Origin of the sequence: Nocardia sp. NPDC056000 (genome assembly GCF_042269265.1) — a bacterium.
Taxonomy (GTDB): domain Bacteria; phylum Actinomycetota; class Actinomycetes; order Mycobacteriales; family Mycobacteriaceae; genus Nocardia.
In genome coordinates, this window is sequence record NZ_JBHJXS010000012.1 from 158,765 (window position 1) to 178,234 (window position 19,470).

Genomic DNA, 19,470 nt, shown 5'->3' on the forward strand with positions numbered 1-19,470 from the left:
GTCATGACTCAGGTACTCATCGTGCTGGCGGCGGTGCTGGTCGCCGTGGGCGCAATGCTGGCCGTCATCATCCCGACCGCGCTACTGCGCCGGGCCCGGCGTCTCATCGAATCCGATGTTCCGCCCGTCGACGAGCGAACACTCGCCGAATTCGCGGCGCAGCGCCCGACATTCACGATGACGGTCACCAATCATCTCGCCGCCCCGCCGGACAAAGTGTGGCCCGTCCTGGAGAACAACGCATTCTCCTGGATCCCGATGATCAACGGCGTCAGCTACGCGGACACCGACCGCGCCCCGGGCACTGTCCGCAAACTCGACCTGCTGTTCTTCGCGGCCGCCGAACAGGTCACCCACCGCAGCCCCGGCTCTCGCCTCAGCGTGACCGGAATCCACACCTCGATTCCCGTCGCGGTGAAGTCCTACACCGTCGACTATCAACTCCGCGAAACCGACGACGGCGGCACCGACCTGGAATGGACAATCGCGGGCCGCCCCGCCCTGTTCGCCTTCCTCCCGCTGTCCTGGACGGCGGTCTTCATCCGTCCGTTCGCCCGAATCATCATGGCTCAGTTGCAGAGTCGCCTCTGAACCGCGCACCGCCGACCGTCAGGACACCAGGGGCTGCGCTGTCGATTCGGTCAACTGCACGATGCACAGGCCGCCGCGTTGCGCCTGGACGCCGGTCACCTCCAATTGGGTTCCCGGCAGCAGGATGAATTCCTCCTCCTCGGTGAACGCGGAGAAATCGCGAATGCTCACCGCCCGGGCGGGTCGCACCTCGAAGAGCGTTCGCTTACCCCGGCTGCCCAGGAATGCCCGCGCCACACTGGATTCGGAGGTGCAGGAGGATACGCCCCACCAGGTCACGGTGCGGTTCAGCGGATATTGCGCGCGCAGATCCAGTGAGACTCCGCGCCACAGCGGTTCGGTGCGGGTGGGCAGCGCAGACACGGCCGCGAACAGGAGGCGCAGATAGGGCAGATAGGGGATCAACTGGGCACGGTCCGGGGTGCGCAACACCCGGTTGATCTCCCGGTAGAACGCGGACTCGCAGGTGTAGAGATGCAGTGCCGCAATCGCATCGGCGGACAGGGCGGCGCGCGACCGGTCCGCCCGCAGCTTGCCGAACTCGTCCGAGCGCACGGCATGCCGATCCAGACCGGCAAGCAGGGTGGCCACCGGTGCGATGGCATCGCGGAAGCTTTGCAGCGGGGTGTCGAAGACGCCGGTGATGGCGGGCAGGACCAGGCCCTCGTCCTTGACGCTCGCCAGGCGTTCCAGATAGAGCTGATGCAATTCCATGGTGGAGGCGATGAACGCGCCCATGCGGTCGGCGGTATCCCGGTCCGTTCCAGCGGTTTCCGCCTCACCGGTATTCCATCCGGCACTCGGCAGCCAATCGATCGGGTCCGCGCCGGTGGCGGCCAGCGCCGCGTTGACCATGGCGAAATGGTCTCCGTCGCAGAAGATATCGCCCTGCGCGGCGGGATTGGCGTGGTCCACATGCCGGACATCGACTCCCGGGTATTTCTTCTGCAGTTGCAGCACAATCTTTTTCAGACTGCGCGCGTGCGTACCCCACCACGCGAACACCACACCCCGATCGGCCTCATCCGCCTCCTGTTTGGCGCGCAGGATCTCCTCGATGATCCGCTCGGCCACCGGACGCCAGAACGCGGTGTGCTGATCGGTGGCCAGCGCCCCGTCACTGCTGGCGGTCAATGCCGCATTGAGCAGCAGCACACCCTGGGTGAGCATGGCCTGGAACCATTCCGGCGGCTGCACGGTGTCCTGTTCGCGCAGCAGGGCGCGGATATCGGCGATCGGGGTCTTCTTGGGAATGCCGTACTTCCACATGGCCGCCGCTTTGATGATGCAGCGAATGCTGATCACCCGGCCGAACTGACTATCCTTCCAATCGTGAAAGGCGTTGTCGAACATGGCGATTCCGGTGGCGCTCTCGGGCCTCGGATACGGGTTCTGGCCGAACACCACCACCTTCCACTTATGCGGCGGATGCGGTTTGAGCGCCTGAAAAGTCAACTCGCGCACCGGAACGACACTCGGACCCCGGCCGGGGCCGATGAAGGTGGCCGCATTCGGCTGCGCCTCGATCACCGGTCGCAGCACCGGCAGCCACGGCTCACCGCCGCCATTGAAGAGATCGGTCAGGGACAGCGGGTCATTCGTGCTCACGCCCGGCACTATATGTCATGAAAATCGCTCTGGCAGAAAGCATGTCGGTGGGTGCGGGTAACGTCCCGGGCAGTGCAGGACCGCATCTCACCGGGAGTGTTTTCATGAGTTCGAATCGGGTGCAATCGCCGCTGCGGGTGGTATTGGCCGATATCAATCCGCAGGTTGTCCAGGCGTGGCTGGCGGCGTTCGCCGACCATCCCGAGATCGAGATCCACAAGGGTTCGATCCTGGACGAGCGGGTCGACGCCTGGGTCACCCCGACCAATGCGCGCGGCCTGATGGACGGCGGCGTCGACGCGGCCATCAAACGGCATCTCGGGGCGGGCATCCAGGTGCGGGTGCAGCGCGCGATCCGGGACGGCTTCGCGGGCAGGCTGCCGGTCGGCAGCGCGGTCTGCGTGTCCTCGGGAGCGATCAATCCGAAGTTCCTGATCTCGACCCCGACCATGCGGGAGTCGGCCGAGGATGTCAGCGAGACACTCAATGTGGCGCTCGCCTGCGCGGCGGCCTTCCAGGCGATCCACCGCCAGAATCGGGACGCGCCGGGCAGCATCTCCTCGGTTGCGCTGGTCGGTATGGGGGCCAATACCGGTCAGGTGCCCGCGCGGGTGTGCGCCAACCTGATGTGGACCGGATACACCCTGTTCAACGACCACACCTTCGATGATTACGACGAATTGCGCGCGACCGTCCTGGCCCAGCTGGACGATATCGAGAACGCGCCGGCCGATAAGCCGGTCCGCATCAAGCGCCCCGCGACCAGGCGCTGAGCTGATTCGACACCGCCCGCGCTCGTGGCTGCCCGAACTTGTCTGTGCCCGATGCGAGACTCTGGGACATGCGATGGGCGTTGGGGGCGACGAGCGAGGGCGGTGCGCTGCTGTGTCCGCTGGAGCAGGACGGAAGTCCCGCTGGGCCGGTGTTGCGCGAGCCCGCTCTCGCCGCGGCGGTGCGGGACCGTCCCGAGGTGGAGCGGTGGGTGTGGCGCTCGACCGCCGAGATCTACCGGCAGCTGCTCGACGCGGGGGTGCGGGTCGAGCGCTGCTATGACGTGGAAGCGGCCGAAGCGCTGCTGATCGGTCATGAGCACGGGCAATCCGGGCAGCCGCGTTCGCTGGCGGCGGCGTGGGCGCGACTGCATAAACAGCCGGTTCCGCCGGACGCGCCGCTGCGAGCCGCCGATGAGCAGCCGTCACTGTTCGACTCCGGCCCGGTACCGCTGCCGCCCGGCACCGACGAATTCACCGCGCTGCTGGAGGTTTACGCGCAGCAGGTGGCCCGCACCGCGAAGGCCGAATTCCCCGACCGCATGCGCCTGCTGCTGGCGGCCGAATCGGCGGCCATGCTGGTCGCCGCCGAAATGTCCCGCGCCGGAATTCCCTGGCGCGCGGACGTGCACCGGGACCTGCTGGATAGTCTGCTGGGGGAACGCATTTCGGGTGATGCCGAACCGCGGCGCATGGTCGAGTTGGCCGAGCAGGTCTCCCGAGCGTTCGGCGAAGGCGTGCGAGTACGCCCCGATCTGCCCCAGGACATCATCAAAGCCTTCGCCCGCGTGGGTATTCCGCTCTCCTCCACCCGCAAATGGGAACTCCAGGAGGTGGATCACCCGGCCATCGCACCGCTGCTCGCCTATAAATCGCTCTATCGGCTCTACACCGCGCACGGCTGGTCCTGGCTCGATCAATGGGTTCGCGACGGCCGCTTCCGCCCCGAATACCTGCCCGGCGGCACCGTATCCGGCCGCTGGACCGCCAATGGCGGTGGGGCGCTACAGATCCCGAAAATCATTCGCAAGGCGATCCGCGCCGACCCGGGCTGGCGTCTGGTGGTCGCCGATGCCGACCAGATGGAACCGCGTGTGCTGGCCGCCATCTCGCGCGATCCGGGTCTGATGGAAGTGGCGGGCCGGGGCGAGGACCTCTACGCCGATCTGGCCGCCCGCTCGTTCAACGGCGACCGCGCCAAGGCCAAAATCGCGCTGCTGGGCGCGATTTACGGCCAGACCTCCGGCGATGCGCTCGTGCATATGGCCGAACTACGTCGTCGCTATCCGGCCGCTGTCGCCTATGTCGACGATGCCGCCACCGCCGGGGAACAGGGCCGCCTGGTGCGCACCTGGCTGGGCCGCACCTGCCCGCCCGCCTCGGCGCAGCCCGAGTCCGATGATGATCCGGGCCTGTCCACCCGATACGGTCCGAATCCGAAAGCCCGTGCCCGAGGCCGCTTCACCCGCAACTTCGTGGTCCAGGGCAGCGCGGCCGACTGGACCCTGCTGCTGCTGGCGGCCCTGCGGTCCGAGCTGACCCGGACCGCGCCCGCGGCGGAACTTGTTTTCTTCCAGCACGATGAGGTGATCGTGCACTGTCCGGCCGAAGATGCCGACATCGCCGCCGCCGCGATCTCGGCGGCGGCCGACACCGCTGCGCGATTGGCTTTCGGCTCGACCCCGGTCCGCTTCCCGTTCACCACCGCGATCGTCGAATGCTATCACGACGCCAAATAGGGTCGAGCCCGCCGGATGCGAGCCGGATCGCTACGAGGTTGTGCGCCGGATTTTTTCGAGGACGGCGGCGGTTTGGGCGGTGGCACCCAATGCGTTCGGATGCAGCGGATACGCCACGCCGGGGGCATTGTGCGGCGACGAGAAGGCGATGCCCTCCACATAGCGCGTCGCCGCGGGCTGGCAGACATCGTGACCGGTGCTGGGCGTGTAGGTATCGACGAACTCGATACCGGCGGCCTTGGCCACGCGCGCGAGCGTGGCGTTCATGAGGGCGAATTTATCTCGGAGATAGGCGATGTCGACATCGGCCGCGGGTAGGTCGGGGCGACAGCCCTTACCCGAGACGGGGAGTGCGTTGAGATAGTCGACCAGCAGGATGCGCGCCTTCGGGGCGCGCTCGCGAATACCGGCGATGGTCGCCTGCACCAGCGGTGCGGTGGCTTCGATCTTGGCGGTCACCCGATCGTCGGCGGCGGGAGTCGTCGCGCAGGCGGGAGTTTCCTTGGCCGCCCCGCCCGCGGCAGCGGCGGCGGGCACCGGTTGCAGGCAGCTCATGGCCAAGGCGGGAAACCCGATATCGTTTCCGCCGATGCCGAGAGTAACCAAATCGGTTGTGGGGGATAGCTTCTCGAATTGAGGCGGATTGACCCCGCCCAGCGGGAGTTGCTGGTCCACGGTCATATCGGCGGTGGTCGCCGAGGCGCAGCTGGCATCGCGGAATACCTTGACGCCCAGGGCCGCGGCCACCTGATGCGGATAGTTCGAGGTGGATTGGACGCAATCGGCGGGAACGTCCGTCATCGCGGGCGGAAGGGTGGTGAAGACCGCCGCGGTCCAGGAATCGCCCAGTGCCACATATTCGTGATAGGCGGGCGAATCCGCCTGTGCCGGAATCGATATCAGGGATGCGGCCAGTACGCCCAGGGTCAACGGGACGAGTCGTGCAGGTTGGACCGTTTTCACTGCGGAAGAACCTCCGAACTGGTCAGTTGGACAGCTTCGAGGGAGGTGGAGCAGATGATCGACGGCCATACTCGCGTACATATCGGGCATTCCGGCGACGACACGGTACGACCGCCGGTGAATTCTTACTGGACTATCAACTTTGCGGTTTCGGTATGCGGAGCGTCACGATTCCGCGGTCCGCGCTATCCGATCTGATCGCTTCGTGCCCGCGTGCCGTGATTCCGGATCAGCCGTGGTCCAAAGGCCGGGAAATCCGGCTGAACGTTTCCGGCGTCGCGGGCGGTACATTCGGAAGGGCCGTTCGCGTATGGATCCCGTCGCCCATTGGGCTCGGGGCGGGACGAAGAGTGTAGCGGTGCTGAGGGAGAATACGAACGTGAGTTACACGAACAGGAAGAATTTCAGCGACCAGGCCGAGCCAGCGGTGGTGGCGGCAAGCGCCGCCGCGACTCCTGTCGGCGGCTAGTTCGATGTCCGAGCAGGAAGGACCGGGACGGGGATCCGTACCCGGACCAGGCACGAACAGGTTCGAAGCGGTGGAACGGCTGCGCCGGAAGCTGGAGAGTCTCAAGGCCGCCGAGACCGCCACGCCCGATGCGGAAGACGATGCGTCCGGGGTCACCCGGCTGCCGCGCCGCCCGCGGCGCATGCATGAGGAACCCGGTGCGCGCCCGGATCAGATCTGGCGTCCGGATGGCGGCACCATCTACGATCCAGCGCCGACCCGGCCCGTACTGCGCTCGGAATTGCAGCGGGAGACAGGGTGGTGGCCGGTCGATCCGGGCCGGATGCCGCAGACCGCGCCGCAGGATGATTCGGGTGCCGCCGGATCGGACGCGAACATTATCGATCTCGACGCTCTGCGGCGTAAACGCGCCGGTGACGCGCCCGCCGCCGGTATCCGGCGGATCGCGCGGCCGCGCCGAATCGGACAGTCGGGGGAGCCGACCGCGGCGGAGGACAAGGCGGAAGGTCGCGACGGCGACCCTGATTCGCCGCCGGATCCGCCGGTGCGGCGACGCTGAGCCACTACCCGAGCATGGTTACCACTCGAGCATGGTTACTGCCCGAGCGTGCGAATCACGCGGGTGACGAGGTGATCGACGAATTCGGCGTCCATCGGCTCACGGGTGAGGAAGTGCCGGAAGTGAATCGGCGCGATGAGCGATTCCAAGGCCGTGCGTGCATCGGTGCCGACCGGTAGTTCACCCCGGGTCACCGCACGGGTGATCATTGCCCGATTCGCTTCATAGCGGGTGTCCCAGAACATTTTTCGCGCCGCGGCGAGGTCCGCGGAATCGGTGGCGAAGGCGAGTGCGCGCGCCAGCCCGTTCCCCAGTGGCGTGTCGAAATAGGCGATGAGCGCGCGGGCGAACGCGGTGAGGTCGCCGCGCAGTTCACCGGTGTCGGGTAGCGGCAGGGTGCGTTCGCTCGCGGTGAGCATGATGTCCAGGATCAAGTTCTCGCGCGTACCCCAGCGGCGATAGATGGAACTGTCCCGCACCCCCGCGCGCCGACTGATATCGGGAATCCCCACCTTGTCGACGCCGTGTTCGGCGACGGCTTCGAGGACCGCGCGCTGCACGGCCTCGGTGACCTTCGCCGCGCGTCCGCCCGGTCGGCGCTGACGTGCGATGTTCTCGGCTTCGGACATGCCCGGAATTCTAAAGCAGAACTTCTTGCTTTTGCTCATTCGAGCTGTCTACTCTCGCTAAAGCGGAACATTCCGCTATTACGCTTGCGGCGAGAGGTACAACGATGACGTTGTCGGAGATCGGTGAACGAGTTCGAATCACCGCGCACGCGATGACCCACACCACCGAACGGGCGGCCCACCGCAGGGGCGTCGCGCCGTTCCTGCCCCGATTGTTCGCGGACCGGTTCACCCATCTCGGCGGGTTTCGGGCGCAGGAGTTCGCCCGCCAACTGGCCGGATGCCGATCCTTCGACGATGCGCGATGGGCCGGGTATTGGGAGGGCTTCGCGGGTGAGCAGCTGGCGCGAGCCGACGCCGCACTCGCCCGACTCGGCGCGCCGTCCACCGGGCAGTTGCTCGATCCGGACGCGGCTGTTGATCTGCCCGCCCTCGGCGCGCTGCTCGCCCCGGCGGTCACGATCCTGGCCGATCGTGGCGCGGTGGCCGATCCCGATGCGGTGCAACGGTTTTGCGTCGCGCAACCCGAGGCGGCCTATGCCGCGATCGCGATCGACGGGTTGATCAAGGCGCTGGTCTACGAATTCGTCGCCGCCTGGCCGGGCTGGAGTCCGCGCCGGCTGCTCGCCTATGAGCGCTCACATCGCCTGGGTGAACAGCTCGTCCTCGCGCTGGCCCCGGCAATGGGCCTGACCGCCGAAGTGGTGCGCATACCGATCGACGGCGATGAGGTGCGCGGAATCCTATTGCTGCCCGTCGGTTCCGATCGCGTACCGACCGTACTGGTCACCAATGGGCTGGAGGGCACAATCGCCGAGGTGCTGCTGCCGCTGCTCGCCCAGCGTGCGGCGGGGCTGGGCATATTCGTGATGGAGATGCCCGGCACGTATTCCTATCGCGTCCGGCTCTCGGACGCGGCCGAGCGCGCGTACTCCACGGTCATCGACCACCTATCCGCCGACGCGCGGATCGATGCCGATCGAATCGGCATGATGGGCTTCAGTTTCGGGGGCTACTGGTCCACCCGCATGGCGGCGGTCGACCCGCGGCTGCGGGTGGCGGTATCCAACGGCCCGCTCAGCCATCGCAGTTTCGGCGCACTGAATTCCATCGGGATGCCCGAGATCATGATCTCGACGTTGAATTCCACCCTGGGCACGCGCGGTACCCTCGAACTGACTCGCGAGCTCGCGAAACTCTCACTGGCGCAGCTGTATCGGCGCATCGACATCCCGCTGCTGGTGATCAACGGCGCGCAAGACACGCTGGCCAGTACACAGGATTCGATCGATATCGCCATCGGTGCACCGAACGCGCAATTGGTGCTCTACGCCGATGACGACCACTGCGCCATGGGCAATGCCGAGCACTGGTCGGCGCTGTCGGCGACCTTCCTGCGCGACCACTTGACCGCCCCGATCGCCGTCGAGGTCGCATGATGGGCGGTATGACGACGACTCCGCCGCCGCGCATCCGCCGCGTTCTCAACCGTGCCGACCATCGCATCGACACCCAGATCGATACCGGTGACGGATGGCGCGGCGTCGATGAAAACGACAGCGCCGGTGGGATTTCCGTGATTCCGCCCGCATTCAGCGCCGAATTCGAGATCGCCCGCTACGACCTGCTCGGCCTGCCCGACGGTGCGACCGTACTGCCGGTGTGCCCGGCGTCGTTCCGCGATTTCATGGTCTTCGAAAAGCATGCCGTCGATGCCGCACGCGGTATGGCCGCACGATTCCTGCCCGCCGCGCACCGCATCGCCACGGCGTACGAGACGGTGACCCGTCGCACCTTCCCGCCGTTCCGCCCGAACGCGCTGTGGTACCGCGAGCCGATCTACTACATGTCCAATGCGCTGACCATCGTTCCCTCCGGAACGCCCGTCGCCCCGCCTTCCTACAGTCGCGCACTGGATTTCGAGCTCGAACTCGGCGTCGTCCTGGGTGCCCCGCTGCGTGATGCCACCGTCGACCAGGCGGCCGCCGCCATCGCCGCCGTGGTGGTGGTCAATGACTTCTCCGCCCGCGACGTCCAATTGGCGGAGATGCGTTCGGGTTTCGGGCCGCAGCGTTCCAAGCATTTCGCGACGTCCATATCGTCGACGGCCGTCGCGGGAGCGGCGCTCGCCGATCGCCTGGATCAGCTCACGGCCACGGTGAGCATCAATGGAAATGTCATCTCGCACACCGGAACTCACACCATGAAGTACTCGATGGCCGAGGCGATCGCCCACGTCTCGCGCGGCGAACAGCTCTTCCCGGGTGAACTGCTGTGCAGTGGTACTCTCCCCGGCGGCAGTGGTATGGAACTGGGGCGCTGGCTCGCCCCAGGCGATGAGCTGCGGCTGGAAATCGACGGCATCGGCGTCATCGAACACCGAATCCCCAACTGAGCGAGGCGTTTGTGAAGATCGACCAGATTTCTGATTCCGTCTACGTGGTGGCCGGAACCAACGTCAACTGGGCCCTGGTCACCGACGGCTCCGGCGTCACCGTCATCGACGCGGGCTACCCCGCCGACGCGGCCGACCTGCAGGACTCGGTCCGCCAGATCGGCCATCAACTCTCCGATATCGCCGCCGTGCTGCTCACCCACGCCCACCTCGATCACATCGGCGGCATCCCCGCGCTCGTCGAGCAGGTGGGGATGCCCGTCTACACCGGCCCCGAAGAAGTACGCCACGCCAAACGCGAATACCTCCAGCAGATCACCCCGGTGGAAATGGTGAAACGCCTCGGCTCCGCCCGCGGCCGCCGCTGGGTCACGCACACCGTCCGAGCCTGCTTCGGCCATATCAACATGTCCGTCCCCTCGGCCACCACCGCCGACGCCGCCACCCTCGCGGCCCTCCCCGGCGGCCTCGTCGCCGTGCCCACCCCCGGCCACACCGATGGCCACACCGCCTACCTGCTGCCTTCCGAAGGCGTCCTGTTCTCCGGCGACACCCTCGTCACCGGCCACCCCCTCCTGCCGAATACCGGACTCCAACTCCTCCCGGGCTTCTTCAACCACAACGAGTCCGGCACCCGCGCCAGCGCCCTGCTACTGGCCGATCAGCCCGCCAAGATCCTGGTCCCCGGCCACGGCCTCCCCACGACCTTCGACCCCGAGGAAGTCCGGCGCGCTTTCGAGTCTTAAGCGAACTCACCGGCCTCCTTTAAGGACCCACCCCTACGGTCGATCCGCAGCGTTCAGACGTGGGGGAGGGTCCATGGACACCGATGTGGTCAGTGCGCCCGAGGAACGCTGGCATCCGCTGACCCGTATCGGGTTTCGGTTCGGATGCTGTTATTTCGGGTTGTTCGGGCTGGCGGGTGTGCTCGGGTTGATGCCGGTGCTGTTGGCGGGCATGGGAATTGACGCTGGGTGGGCGTCGGTGGTGAGCGTGCTGCGGTGGGTGCGGCCGCCGATCGAGTGGACCGCCGCGCATGTGCTCGGGTTGCGGGTGGTCGGCACGCAGGTGGGGAGTGACAGCGCGTTCCAGTGGGCCGCTTTGTTTCTCATGGTGGTGGTCGCGGGGGTGGGGACCGCGGTGTGGTCGGTGCTGGATCGGCGCAGGGGGCGGTATCCGAAGTTGTTCGCGTGGTCGCGGGTGTATCTGCGGCTGGTGCTGGCGCTGGCGATGTTCTATTTCGGGATGGCGAAGGCGATTCCGACGCAGATGCCGTTCGTATTGAATCGGCTGGTCGAGCCGTACGGGAACTTCAGCCCGGAGGGTGTGCTGTGGTCGCAGGTCAGCGTGTCGCAGCCGTATGAGATCGCGCTCGGCGCGGCCGAATTGCTGGCGGGGTTGTTATTGCTGGTGCCGCGCGCCACGGCGGCGGGGGCGCTGTTGTGCGCGGTGGATATGACGCAGGTGTTCCTGCTGAATATGACCTATGACATTCGGCTCAAGACCGTGTCATCGCAATTCCTGCTGTTGAGTCTGTTTCTGCTCGCGCCCTATGCGCGGCGCCTGTTCGCGGTGCTGTTCACCGACCGGGTTCCGCCCGCGATCCGGCCGGTCCCGCTGTTCGAATCGTTGCGGGCCAACCGGATCGCGCTGGTGGCGCAGGTGGCGGTGGGGCTGCTGCTGCTCGGGGTGATCGGCGTGCAGAGCTGGCGGCAGTGGCAGACGCCCACGCCGGAGCTGTACGGGATCTACCGGGTGGATGGGTTCTCCTCCGAGGGGTATGCCCGAGATCCCCTGCTGACCGACGAATTGCGTTGGCGCAGGGTGATAGTCGATCGGCCATTCCATGTGTCGGATCCGCTGATGCTGACCATTCAGCATATGGACGATTCCTTCGAGATCTACGGCGGCACAATAGATCCCAGGAAGCATCACATCGATCTCGGTAACCGCATCGCACTGGGCACCTATGCCGAGACTCCGGTCCGGGTCCGGCTCACCTATTGGTGGCCGGGACCCGGTCGCCTGGTCATCGATGCCGACGATTACGCCGGGCATCGCATCCACGCCTGGTTCACCCAGCTCGACCCGAAGTCGTTCCCGCTCTTGGAACGTGGATTCAGCTGGGTCCAGGAGGAGCCCTACAACCGGTAGCGGGTCAGTGCGCGGCGAGCTGCGTGAGTGCGGCCTCGGCCTCGGCCCGATTGACCGTGCGGCCGAGTGCACCGAATTCGTGCAGGTCGCCGAAGACCTCAAGGCGAATGGAGGCGTCGATGCCACCGGCGTGCACCGGATCGAAACCGGCGGCCGAAATCAACTGGGCCACCGCCGTTCCCGCCGCCTCGTCATCGGTGGCGTAGAAGCCCACCGCGAGTTCGGGCGTCCGGCGCGCGGCGGTGTCGAGGGATTCGGCCGACAGGGTGCCGAACGCCTTGACCAGGCGGGTGCCCGCGGGCAGCAGGGCCGCCAGCAGCTGGCCGGAGGATTCGTCCGCGCCGATGGTCTTGACGAAGCCGCCCTGACCGTCCGGTGCGATGGGGTTGGACGGGTCGACGATGATCTTGCCGCGCAGTCGATCACCGTAGGTGGCGACGAGTTCGCGGATGATGTCGAACCAGACGGCCAGGATCAGGATATCGGCCCGGTCGACGGCCTCGTCGACGGTGACGGCGGTGGCGTGCGCACCCAACTCCGCTGCCTGCGAACGGGTTTCATCCAGCTCTCGCCCGGCGAGCAGAATATCCACTCCGCCCTCGGTGAGATGGGAGGCGAGGCGGCGGCCGATATTGCCGGTGCCGATAATGGCGATGGTCACGGGTGTTCTCCTTCGGTGGGTTAACGAATGCGGCGGCGGCGTGCCGCCGGATAGATGGCGGATCGATCGGCGGCGAGTTGATCGCGCGGGGCGGTCATACCGGTGGGCAGTCGCAGCGGATCGAAATCCAGGTCGTGGTCGTCGATGATGTGGTCCAGGCGTAAACGCCCCAGCCGGATCAGACGCGGCGGATCCGCCCAGAGCGCGGTCGGATCGTGCACCGCGTCCCCGTCCGCCGGTAGCCGCGCGTACAGCCCGAAATGGGCCGGGAGCCGTCGCGCGAGATCCCGAGCCAGGTAGTCGGGCGGAAAGTGGCCCGCGGCAACGGGATCCAGTCCGGCCAGACCCACCTCCGGATGCCATTCCAGCCGCGCCCAGGTCTGCCTCCCGTCGTGGGCGCGGAAGCCGAACGCGTGAATCGCGTGGTACCGCTGCGAGACATAGCTGGCGGGTGCGAGCCCGGACCCCGCCGCCAGCGCGGCAGCGGCCTCCGGATGCCGTTCGGTGAACTCGGCCATCGCACCCGGTTTCGGTTCTCCGGTAATGGGATCGGGTGCGATCGCGGCGAAGAAGTCGAGCATGTCCGCGCCATTGCGCACGAAGAACACCGGCAGGGTGAAGGCGGTCAGGTCCGCGACCGGCGCCCCGGGCAGTGCGAACCGCACCGAGAGTCCCTGATCGCCGGTGTGCGCGTCATGGCCGTGCGCATCACCGCGCGTACCCGAGAAGCGCCCGACCACCGGTACCGGACCGCCCGCGAATATCGCGGCCGCGGTCAGTTCGGTGGCGGTGTCCTCGGCCTGGAAGACACCCGTCACCGCCGTGCCGCGACTGTGCAGCAGCCGCGTATGCGGTTCGGCGGGCAGCAGTTCGGCCATGCGTTCGGCCGATTCCTCTGCGGTGAGCTCATTGTCAATGGTCATGGTGAAGTACTTCGTTCGCCGGATGGGGGTGCGGGGCGAGCCAGCCGCGCAGCAGGCCGCTGACGGCCGGGAGCGCCGCGAAGGTCATGAGCACGCTGAACAGCACGGTGAAAACCAAGGTGCGCAACACCAGTGGCGCACCGGTCAGCAGCGGACCCAGTACGGCATTGCCGAGCAATGAGATCGGGAAGATGGCCAGGCCCGAGGCCACCGCCTGTTTCCAGCGCGCCGGTCGCGGGCACGCGCAGGTGCTGATCATCCCCGGGGCGCGGGGTGGACCATATGCTTGATCTCCTGGAACTCGCCGAGCCCGCGCAGCCCGTTGAGGCGGCCCATACCGCTCTGTTTGAACCCGCCCTCCTCGAACTGATCGACCACGACCGCCCAGGTATTGGTCCACACCGTCCCGGCCTGGAGTTCCCGCCCGACCCGCAGCGGGCGGTCCACATCGCGGGTCCAAATGCTCGCGGCGAGACCGTATTCCGTGGCATTGGCGCGTTCGATGGCCTCGGCCTCATCGTCGAAGCGTTCGAAGGTGGCGACCGGACCGAACACCTCGTGCTGCACGATGGGCGAGTTCAGATCGGCCACTTCGATCAGGCTGGGGTGGTAGTAGGCGTCGGGACCGGTGGTCAGCAATCCGCCGCGTTCCACGATGGTGGCGTATTCGGCGGCCTCGGCGACCGTGCGATCCACCCGCTCGGCATTGGCGCGATCGATCATCGGGCCCATCTCGCTGGCCGGATCGTCACCGGGGCCGACCCGCACCGCCGCAAGGGATTTCGCCATCCGATCGCGCAACTCGTCCGCGATACCGCGCTGGGCCAGAATGCGACTGCCGGTCATGCAGAACTGCCCGGTGAAGGTGGTGATCGCCTTGGTGAGCACCGGGACGACGACATCGAGATCGGCATCGTCGAACACCAGCATCGGACTTTTACCGCCCAACTCCAGCGATAGCGGCTTGAGCGTATCGGCGGCATTGCGCATGATGATTCGCCCGACCATGGTGCTGCCGGTGTAACTGACGACATCGACCTCGGGCGAGGAAACCAGCAGCGGCGCACCGTCATTGCCGGATTCGGTGAAACAGTTCATCACACCGGCGGGCAGCGATGCGGTGGCCGCGATGATCTCGTACAGCAGGCCGTTGACCAGCCCGGTCTGACCGGGCAGCTTCATCGCGACCGTGCAGCCCGCCGCCAGCGCCGGTGCGAAGGACCGCACCGCCAGCACCACCGGCGAATTCCACGGCGCGATCACCCCGGCGACACCTGCGGCCTCGGTGAGCGTCATGGAGTACAGGCCGGGCTTGACCTCGGCGGCGCGCCCCGATTCGGCCAGTGCCAGCGCACCGTAGTAGCGCAGCTTGGGAATACTGAGATCCACCTCGAAGGCGGCCTCCGCCAGGATCTTTCCATTCTCCCGGGCCAGCAGGGCGACGAGTTCATCGCGGCGTTCGGCCATCCGGTCGGCCATCTCGAACAGGGCGCGGGCGCGCAATTCCCGGTCCCGGGACCAGGTTCCGGTGCGGAATGCGCGGCGCGCGGCGGTGATCGCGGCCTGTGCCTCGGCCGCACCGCCTTCGGCGAAGGTGCCCACCGGCTGTCCCGTCGCGGGGCTGTACGAGGTGCCGGTGGCGGTGCCCTCGTGCCAGGCTCCGTCGATCCAGTTGCGGGCGTGCGGAAGTCGATCGTTGGTCACTGATTCTCCTGAATAAGGTTGCTGGGCAAGTGATTACAGCTGTGCGGCGATATGTTCGGCGGCCATGATCACGGTGGCGTTGGTGGCCGCGGAGACCGCGTCGGGAAGGATGGACGCGTCCACCACGCGCAGATTCCGCACCCCGCGCACCCCGCCCAGGCGATCCGCCACCGCGTCCGGGTCATCGGCTCCGCCCATGGGCGCGGTGGAGCTCGGGTGGTGGTAGGTGTCGAGGGTGGCCAGCATCGCGGCCTCCACGTCGGCGTCGCCGAGAGCCGTTGCCCCCGGGGCCATTTCGTGATCGATGAGATCGGACAGCGGTGCGGTGGCTCCGATTCGGCGGCTCAGTGCGATGCCCTCGAGCAGGCGCTTGTGATCGGCGGGTTCGGCCAGGAAGTTCAGGTCGATACGCGGCGCGTCCAGGGGATCACGGCTGCGCAGGGTCAGCGATCCACGCGAATGCGGCCGAGTCAGGGCGACCGCCAGCACGAACGCCGCACCGGTCGGACTCAGGCTCTGATCGATCAGGTGGGTGGCGGTGATGTGCAGATCCAATTCACCAGCGGCCGCGTCCGAACTCGCGGTCCAGACCTTGGCCCCGATGACCGGATGCGCGCCGCCGATCCGATCGGGATGGGCGGCATAGGCGTTGTAGTAGAACGGGTGGTCATAGAGCGTGCGTCCGACCGGAAGATCGGCGACGATCGGGATATCCAGTGCGGCAAGGTCTTCGGCCGGACCGATACCGGAGCGCAGCAGGATGGCGGCGGAACCGTAGGCGCCCGCGCTCAGGATCACCTCACCGGCGAGCAGCTCGGAGCCGTCGGCCAGCAGTACTCCCCGTGCTCGGGCGACATCACCCTGCTCGAACAGCACGCGATCCACGAGGGTATCCGCCCGGATCTCCAGATTCGGCCGGGCGCGCACGGCATCGGTGAGATACGCCATGCCGGTATTGACCCGCACCCCGTCCACCACATTCATGGCGTACGGCGCGACGCCGTAGGGCTGCGGACCATTGAAATCCTCGGTCGCCGGAATGCCGATGGCGAGCGCGGCATCGACGAAAGCCCTTTGCATATCGCTCAATTCGGCGCGATCGAGCTGATGTACGGGCAGCGGACCGCCGCGCCCGTGCCAATGCTCGTCACCCGCGTCGGTGCGTTCGAGTGCGCGAAAGCTGGGCAGGACCTCCTCGAATGACCAGCCCGTCAGGCCGCGTGCGGCCCAGCGGTCGAAGTCCGCGGGCAGGGCGCGGGCCATGACCGACCCGTTGACGGCGGAACTGCCGCCGAGCACCTTGCCCCGGTACGCCTGCACCGGATGGCCGATGACGCCGGGCTCGGAGGCGTAACCCCAATCGTGTCCGGTGTATCCGCCCAGAATGTCGCTGGCGGCAACAGATTCCGGATACCCCGTCGCGGGGTACGCGGGTCCGGCCTCCAGCAGCAGAACCCGGCGCTCCGGATTCTCGCTGAGCCGGGCGGCGAGCACCGCACCGGCGGAACCGCCACCGACAATGAGGATGTCGGGGGTGTGAGACATGGCTGTCCTTTCGGGAATGTCAGGGTGTGAGAACGGCTTTGACGGTTTTTCCGGCGCGTACGTCCGCGACGGCGCTGTTGATCTGCGCCAGCGGATAGGTGCGGATCATGCGGCCGATCGGGAATCGGCCCGCCTGGAAGAGGTTGAGCAGGCGCGGGATCAGTACCGCAGGGGCCTGATGGCCCATCACCGATCCGGTGACGGTGCGGCCCTTGAGCAGTTCGAAGACATTGGCGCGCATGGCCGCATCCGGCGCGGTCACGCCGAGAATGGCGGCCGATCCGAGCGGTGCGAGGACCTCGACGGCGGTGTTCATCACCTGCACCGCGCCGGTCGACTCCACCGCGAAGTCGACGCCGCGCCCGCGGGTGAGTTCACGAATCGCGGCGGCGGGATCCTCGACATCGGCGTCGATGGTGTCGGTCGCACCCAGATCCGTTGCGAGGGAGAGTCGCTCGACATTGCGGTCGACGACGATGATTCGCGCCGCCCCGGCGACCTCGGCCGCCATCAGGGCACTGAGCCCGACCGCCCCCGCACCGAAGACGGCGACCGTACTGCCCGCCTGTACCCGCAGCGAGTTCAGCACCGCGCCCGCACCGGTGATGACACCGCAGCCCATGGGCGCGAGCACCTCGAGGGGCAGCTCCGGATCGACCTTCACCGCACCGCGCGGATGCACCAAACCGTAGGTGGCGTGCGAGGACTGACCGAAGAAGTGATCGTGCACCGGCTCGCCGTCGGCATCGCGCAACCCCACCGATCCGTCCGAGCGCACGGCATGGAAGTTGAGCGGAATATGCCGAACGCAGTAGGCGGGCTGCCCGGCCAGGCAATTCCCGCACAGGCCACAGGAATCCAGGCTCAGCAGCACCCGATCACCGGGCCGGAAGCCGCTGACCGCCGAACCGACGGCCACCACCTCCCCGGCTCCCTCATGCCCCAGCACGACCGGTCGCGGCGTCGGCACGGTGCCGCGCGCCGCTTCCAGATCGGTATGGCACAGTCCGGCAGCGATATAGCGGACCAGCATCTCGTCCGGCCGCGGATCTTCGAGTTCGAGCCGCTCCACGCTGAATTCGGCCGCGTTGTCGCGGGCGACCGATGCGGTGATCGTCAGGCTCATGCGGCGGTCCGGCCGAGCATGAGATCGGCGGCCTTCTCGGCGATCATGATGGTGGGGCCGTTGGTGTTTCCGCTTGGCAGTGCGGGCATGACGGACGCGTCGACCACCCGCAAGCCGTGTACGCCGTGCACCCGCAGTTCGGGGTCGACGACCGCGAGCGCGTCCAGACCCATACGCGCCGTGCCGATCTGGTGATGTCCGCTGACCACGGTCGCGCGGGCGTGATCGCGCAACTGCTCCCGGGTGCGCACCGCGGGTCCGGGTACCGCCTCGCCGTCCGTCCATTCGCGTAGCGCGTCCTGGGCGGCGATCTCGCGCAGCAATTCGAGATTGTCCACCAGGGTCTCGAGATCGCGCGGATCGGAGAAGACCTTCGGGTCGTAGCTCGGCGCGATCGTGGGATCGGCCGAGCGCAAACGCATTTCGCCACGGCTGTACGGATGCAACAGCTGTGCGACCGCCGAGAATCCGTGCTCGGGCAGTGCGCGATCGGGCAGCGGATAGACCCAGGACAGGAATAGCGGCTGGATATCCGGGGCGATCAATCCGGGGCGCGTGGCGGTGAACAGATGCGCTTCCAGGCCCTGCGCGGACCACTCCGGGGTCGGCCCGGTGGCACGCCAGATGAGCGGGCTGGACCAGTGATCCTGGAGGTTCTGGCCGACCCCGGGCAGATCGGCGCGCACCCGCAGACCGAACGACCGGAGGTGTTCGGCCGGACCGAGGCCCGAGAGCATCAGCAGCTGCGGCGATCCCAGCACCCCGGCGGACAGGACGACCTCGGCGTCCGCGTGCGCGGTATGCGCCACCCCGTCCACGCGGTATTCGACGCCCACCGCGCGGTCCTGTTCGAACAGCACGCGCGTGGCATGCGCTCCGGTGACCACCGTCAGGTTCGGGTTCCCGGCGATGGGCTGCCCGTAGCCCACCCAGGTGCTCTGCCGCCGATGATCGCGAATGGTGTGCTGGGTGTAGCTGACACCGGTGATATCGCCGCTGTTGTAATCCTCGTTGAACGGCAGCCCGTACTGTCCGGCCGCCTCCACCCAGGCTTTGACAAGGGCGTTCGGTCCCGGATTGCGCTGCACCCAGAGCGGTCCGTCGACACCGCGACCGCCGTCGGGCCCACCCTCGAAATGTTCGAGCCGCCGGAAGTAGGGCTCCACGCCCCGCCAATCCCAGCCCGCCGCACCCTGATACGCCCAGGCGTCATAGTCCGCGGCGATACCGCGCACATAGATCATGCCGTTGAAGGCACTGCTGCCGCCGAGCGTCCTACCGCGCGGCCAGGGCAGCCGTCGCCCGTCGGCATGGGTCTGCGGTTCGGTGCTGAAGCCCCAATCCACCGCACTGCCCCATAGTTCGATCGACCGGACCGGATCGTGGATGGCCGGATTCGTATCGGCCGGACCGGCTTCCAGCAGCAGCACCCGGTGACCGGCGTCGACCAGCCGCCGGGCCAGCACCACACCCGCCGAACCGGCGCCGACGATGATGTAGTCGTGGTTCATCGACCGCAGCCCTTCTCGTTTCGCGAACGCGCCGGAAACCCGGCGCCGGGCAAACCATGTTCTCGGTCACTGAAAATGCTCTGGATGGATTCAGAACGGCCAGGTCAGCGGTATACGCGCTGG

At 67.1% G+C, this 19,470-nt stretch carries 18 protein-coding genes; 8 read left to right on the forward strand and 10 right to left on the reverse strand.

What is annotated here, in order from left to right; all coding sequences use genetic code 11:
- Positions 1 to 3: 3 nt before the first annotated feature.
- Positions 4 to 591: an SRPBCC family protein gene (locus ACFC4D_RS32480; protein WP_376068879.1), complete on the forward strand. Its 588-nt coding sequence runs from the start codon at positions 4 to 6 to the stop codon at positions 589 to 591.
- 18 nt (positions 592 to 609) lie between these two features.
- Here the strand turns inward: ACFC4D_RS32480 and ACFC4D_RS32485 are convergent, their stop codons facing one another.
- Positions 610 to 2,199 carry an ADP-ribosyltransferase domain-containing protein gene (locus tag ACFC4D_RS32485; protein WP_376068881.1) on the reverse strand — a complete coding sequence of 530 codons (1,590 nt, stop codon included), beginning with the start codon at positions 2,197 to 2,199 and terminating at the stop codon, positions 610 to 612.
- 104 nt (positions 2,200 to 2,303) lie between these two features.
- Between ACFC4D_RS32485 and ACFC4D_RS32490 the strand changes: the two genes are divergently transcribed.
- A complete protein-coding gene (locus ACFC4D_RS32490) occupies positions 2,304 to 2,972 on the forward strand; it encodes a macro domain-containing protein (protein ID WP_376068883.1) in 669 nt (222 codons plus the stop codon).
- 68 nt (positions 2,973 to 3,040) lie between these two features.
- Positions 3,041 to 4,708: a bifunctional 3'-5' exonuclease/DNA polymerase gene (locus ACFC4D_RS32495; protein ID WP_376068885.1), complete on the forward strand. Its 1,668-nt coding sequence runs from the start codon at positions 3,041 to 3,043 to the stop codon at positions 4,706 to 4,708.
- A 30-nt stretch (positions 4,709 to 4,738) separates the two neighbouring features.
- Here the strand turns inward: ACFC4D_RS32495 and ACFC4D_RS32500 are convergent, their stop codons facing one another.
- Complete coding sequence (locus tag ACFC4D_RS32500) at positions 4,739 to 5,671, reverse strand: SGNH/GDSL hydrolase family protein (RefSeq protein WP_376068887.1); 933 nt, start codon at positions 5,669 to 5,671, stop codon at positions 4,739 to 4,741.
- A gap of 539 nt (positions 5,672 to 6,210) precedes the next feature.
- Between ACFC4D_RS32500 and ACFC4D_RS32505 the strand changes: the two genes are divergently transcribed.
- Positions 6,211 to 6,699, forward strand: a complete 489-nt coding sequence (locus ACFC4D_RS32505) for a hypothetical protein (RefSeq protein WP_376068889.1) — start codon at positions 6,211 to 6,213, stop codon at positions 6,697 to 6,699.
- A 35-nt stretch (positions 6,700 to 6,734) separates the two neighbouring features.
- Here ACFC4D_RS32505 and ACFC4D_RS32510 read toward each other — a convergent pair whose 3' ends face one another.
- Positions 6,735 to 7,367: a TetR/AcrR family transcriptional regulator gene (locus ACFC4D_RS32510; RefSeq protein ID WP_376068890.1), complete on the reverse strand. Its 633-nt coding sequence runs from the start codon at positions 7,365 to 7,367 to the stop codon at positions 6,735 to 6,737.
- Between the two features lie 65 nt (positions 7,368 to 7,432).
- Here ACFC4D_RS32510 and ACFC4D_RS32515 point away from each other — a divergent pair, with 65 nt between their 5' ends.
- The 4 genes from ACFC4D_RS32515 to ACFC4D_RS32530 all read left to right on the forward strand — a co-directional run bounded on the left by ACFC4D_RS32515 (position 7,433) and on the right by ACFC4D_RS32530 (position 11,877).
- Positions 7,433 to 8,767 carry an alpha/beta hydrolase family protein gene (locus ACFC4D_RS32515; RefSeq protein WP_376068891.1) on the forward strand — a complete coding sequence of 445 codons (1,335 nt, stop codon included), beginning with the start codon at positions 7,433 to 7,435 and terminating at the stop codon, positions 8,765 to 8,767.
- An 8-nt stretch (positions 8,768 to 8,775) separates the two neighbouring features.
- Positions 8,776 to 9,723, forward strand: a complete 948-nt coding sequence (locus ACFC4D_RS32520) for a fumarylacetoacetate hydrolase family protein (protein ID WP_376068893.1) — start codon at positions 8,776 to 8,778, stop codon at positions 9,721 to 9,723.
- Between the two features lie 11 nt (positions 9,724 to 9,734).
- Positions 9,735 to 10,469, forward strand: a complete 735-nt coding sequence (locus ACFC4D_RS32525) for an MBL fold metallo-hydrolase (protein ID WP_375953789.1) — start codon at positions 9,735 to 9,737, stop codon at positions 10,467 to 10,469.
- A 73-nt stretch (positions 10,470 to 10,542) separates the two neighbouring features.
- Positions 10,543 to 11,877 (forward strand): DoxX family protein, encoded by a 1,335-nt coding sequence (locus ACFC4D_RS32530; RefSeq protein WP_375953787.1) that lies wholly within the window; start codon positions 10,543 to 10,545, stop codon positions 11,875 to 11,877.
- A gap of 4 nt (positions 11,878 to 11,881) precedes the next feature.
- Here ACFC4D_RS32530 and ACFC4D_RS32535 read toward each other — a convergent pair whose 3' ends face one another.
- The 7 genes from ACFC4D_RS32535 to ACFC4D_RS32565 are packed head-to-tail and all read right to left on the reverse strand — an operon-like array spanning position 11,882 to position 19,347.
- A complete protein-coding gene (locus ACFC4D_RS32535; RefSeq protein WP_376068895.1) occupies positions 11,882 to 12,538 on the reverse strand; it encodes an NADPH-dependent F420 reductase in 657 nt (218 codons plus the stop codon).
- A 20-nt stretch (positions 12,539 to 12,558) separates the two neighbouring features.
- Complete coding sequence (locus tag ACFC4D_RS32540) at positions 12,559 to 13,461, reverse strand: catalase (protein WP_376068896.1); 903 nt, start codon at positions 13,459 to 13,461, stop codon at positions 12,559 to 12,561.
- Complete coding sequence (locus tag ACFC4D_RS32545) at positions 13,451 to 13,720, reverse strand: hypothetical protein (RefSeq protein WP_376068898.1); 270 nt, start codon at positions 13,718 to 13,720, stop codon at positions 13,451 to 13,453. The genes ACFC4D_RS32540 and ACFC4D_RS32545 overlap by 11 nt, the downstream gene beginning before the upstream one ends.
- The gene (locus ACFC4D_RS32550) at positions 13,717 to 15,165 is read right to left on the reverse strand and encodes an aldehyde dehydrogenase family protein (RefSeq protein WP_376068900.1); all 1,449 of its coding nucleotides are present in this window, start codon (positions 15,163 to 15,165) and stop codon (positions 13,717 to 13,719) included. Before ACFC4D_RS32550 ends, ACFC4D_RS32545 begins: the two co-directional genes overlap by 4 nt.
- Before the next feature lie 33 nt (positions 15,166 to 15,198).
- Positions 15,199 to 16,710: a GMC family oxidoreductase gene (locus ACFC4D_RS32555; protein ID WP_376068902.1), complete on the reverse strand. Its 1,512-nt coding sequence runs from the start codon at positions 16,708 to 16,710 to the stop codon at positions 15,199 to 15,201.
- 19 nt (positions 16,711 to 16,729) lie between these two features.
- A complete protein-coding gene (locus ACFC4D_RS32560) occupies positions 16,730 to 17,836 on the reverse strand; it encodes an NAD(P)-dependent alcohol dehydrogenase (RefSeq protein ID WP_376068904.1) in 1,107 nt (368 codons plus the stop codon).
- The gene (locus ACFC4D_RS32565; protein WP_376068906.1) at positions 17,833 to 19,347 is read right to left on the reverse strand and encodes a GMC family oxidoreductase; all 1,515 of its coding nucleotides are present in this window, start codon (positions 19,345 to 19,347) and stop codon (positions 17,833 to 17,835) included. Before ACFC4D_RS32565 ends, ACFC4D_RS32560 begins: the two co-directional genes overlap by 4 nt.
- Positions 19,348 to 19,470: the final 123 nt, after the last annotated feature.

Excerpts from the sequence above, each read along its gene's own strand:
- ACFC4D_RS32495 (WP_376068885.1), top strand. The coding sequence starts at position 3,041 with ATGCGATGGGCGTTGGGGGCGACGAGCGAGGGCGGTGCGCTGCTGTGT.
- ACFC4D_RS32540 (WP_376068896.1), bottom strand. The coding sequence starts at position 13,461 with ATGACCATTGACAATGAGCTCACCGCAGAGGAATCGGCCGAACGCATG.
- ACFC4D_RS32510 (WP_376068890.1), bottom strand. The coding sequence starts at position 7,367 with ATGAGCAAAAGCAAGAAGTTCTGCTTTAGAATTCCGGGCATGTCCGAA.
- ACFC4D_RS32515 (WP_376068891.1), top strand. The coding sequence starts at position 7,433 with ATGACGTTGTCGGAGATCGGTGAACGAGTTCGAATCACCGCGCACGCG.
- ACFC4D_RS32545 (WP_376068898.1), bottom strand. The coding sequence starts at position 13,720 with ATGATCAGCACCTGCGCGTGCCCGCGACCGGCGCGCTGGAAACAGGCG.
- ACFC4D_RS32490 (WP_376068883.1), top strand. The coding sequence starts at position 2,304 with ATGAGTTCGAATCGGGTGCAATCGCCGCTGCGGGTGGTATTGGCCGAT.
- ACFC4D_RS32480 (WP_376068879.1), top strand. The coding sequence starts at position 4 with ATGACTCAGGTACTCATCGTGCTGGCGGCGGTGCTGGTCGCCGTGGGC.
- ACFC4D_RS32520 (WP_376068893.1), top strand. The coding sequence starts at position 8,776 with ATGACGACGACTCCGCCGCCGCGCATCCGCCGCGTTCTCAACCGTGCC.
- ACFC4D_RS32555 (WP_376068902.1), bottom strand. The coding sequence starts at position 16,710 with ATGTCTCACACCCCCGACATCCTCATTGTCGGTGGCGGTTCCGCCGGT.
- ACFC4D_RS32565 (WP_376068906.1), bottom strand. The coding sequence starts at position 19,347 with ATGAACCACGACTACATCATCGTCGGCGCCGGTTCGGCGGGTGTGGTG.
- ACFC4D_RS32560 (WP_376068904.1), bottom strand. The coding sequence starts at position 17,836 with ATGAGCCTGACGATCACCGCATCGGTCGCCCGCGACAACGCGGCCGAA.
- ACFC4D_RS32530 (WP_375953787.1), top strand. The coding sequence starts at position 10,543 with ATGGACACCGATGTGGTCAGTGCGCCCGAGGAACGCTGGCATCCGCTG.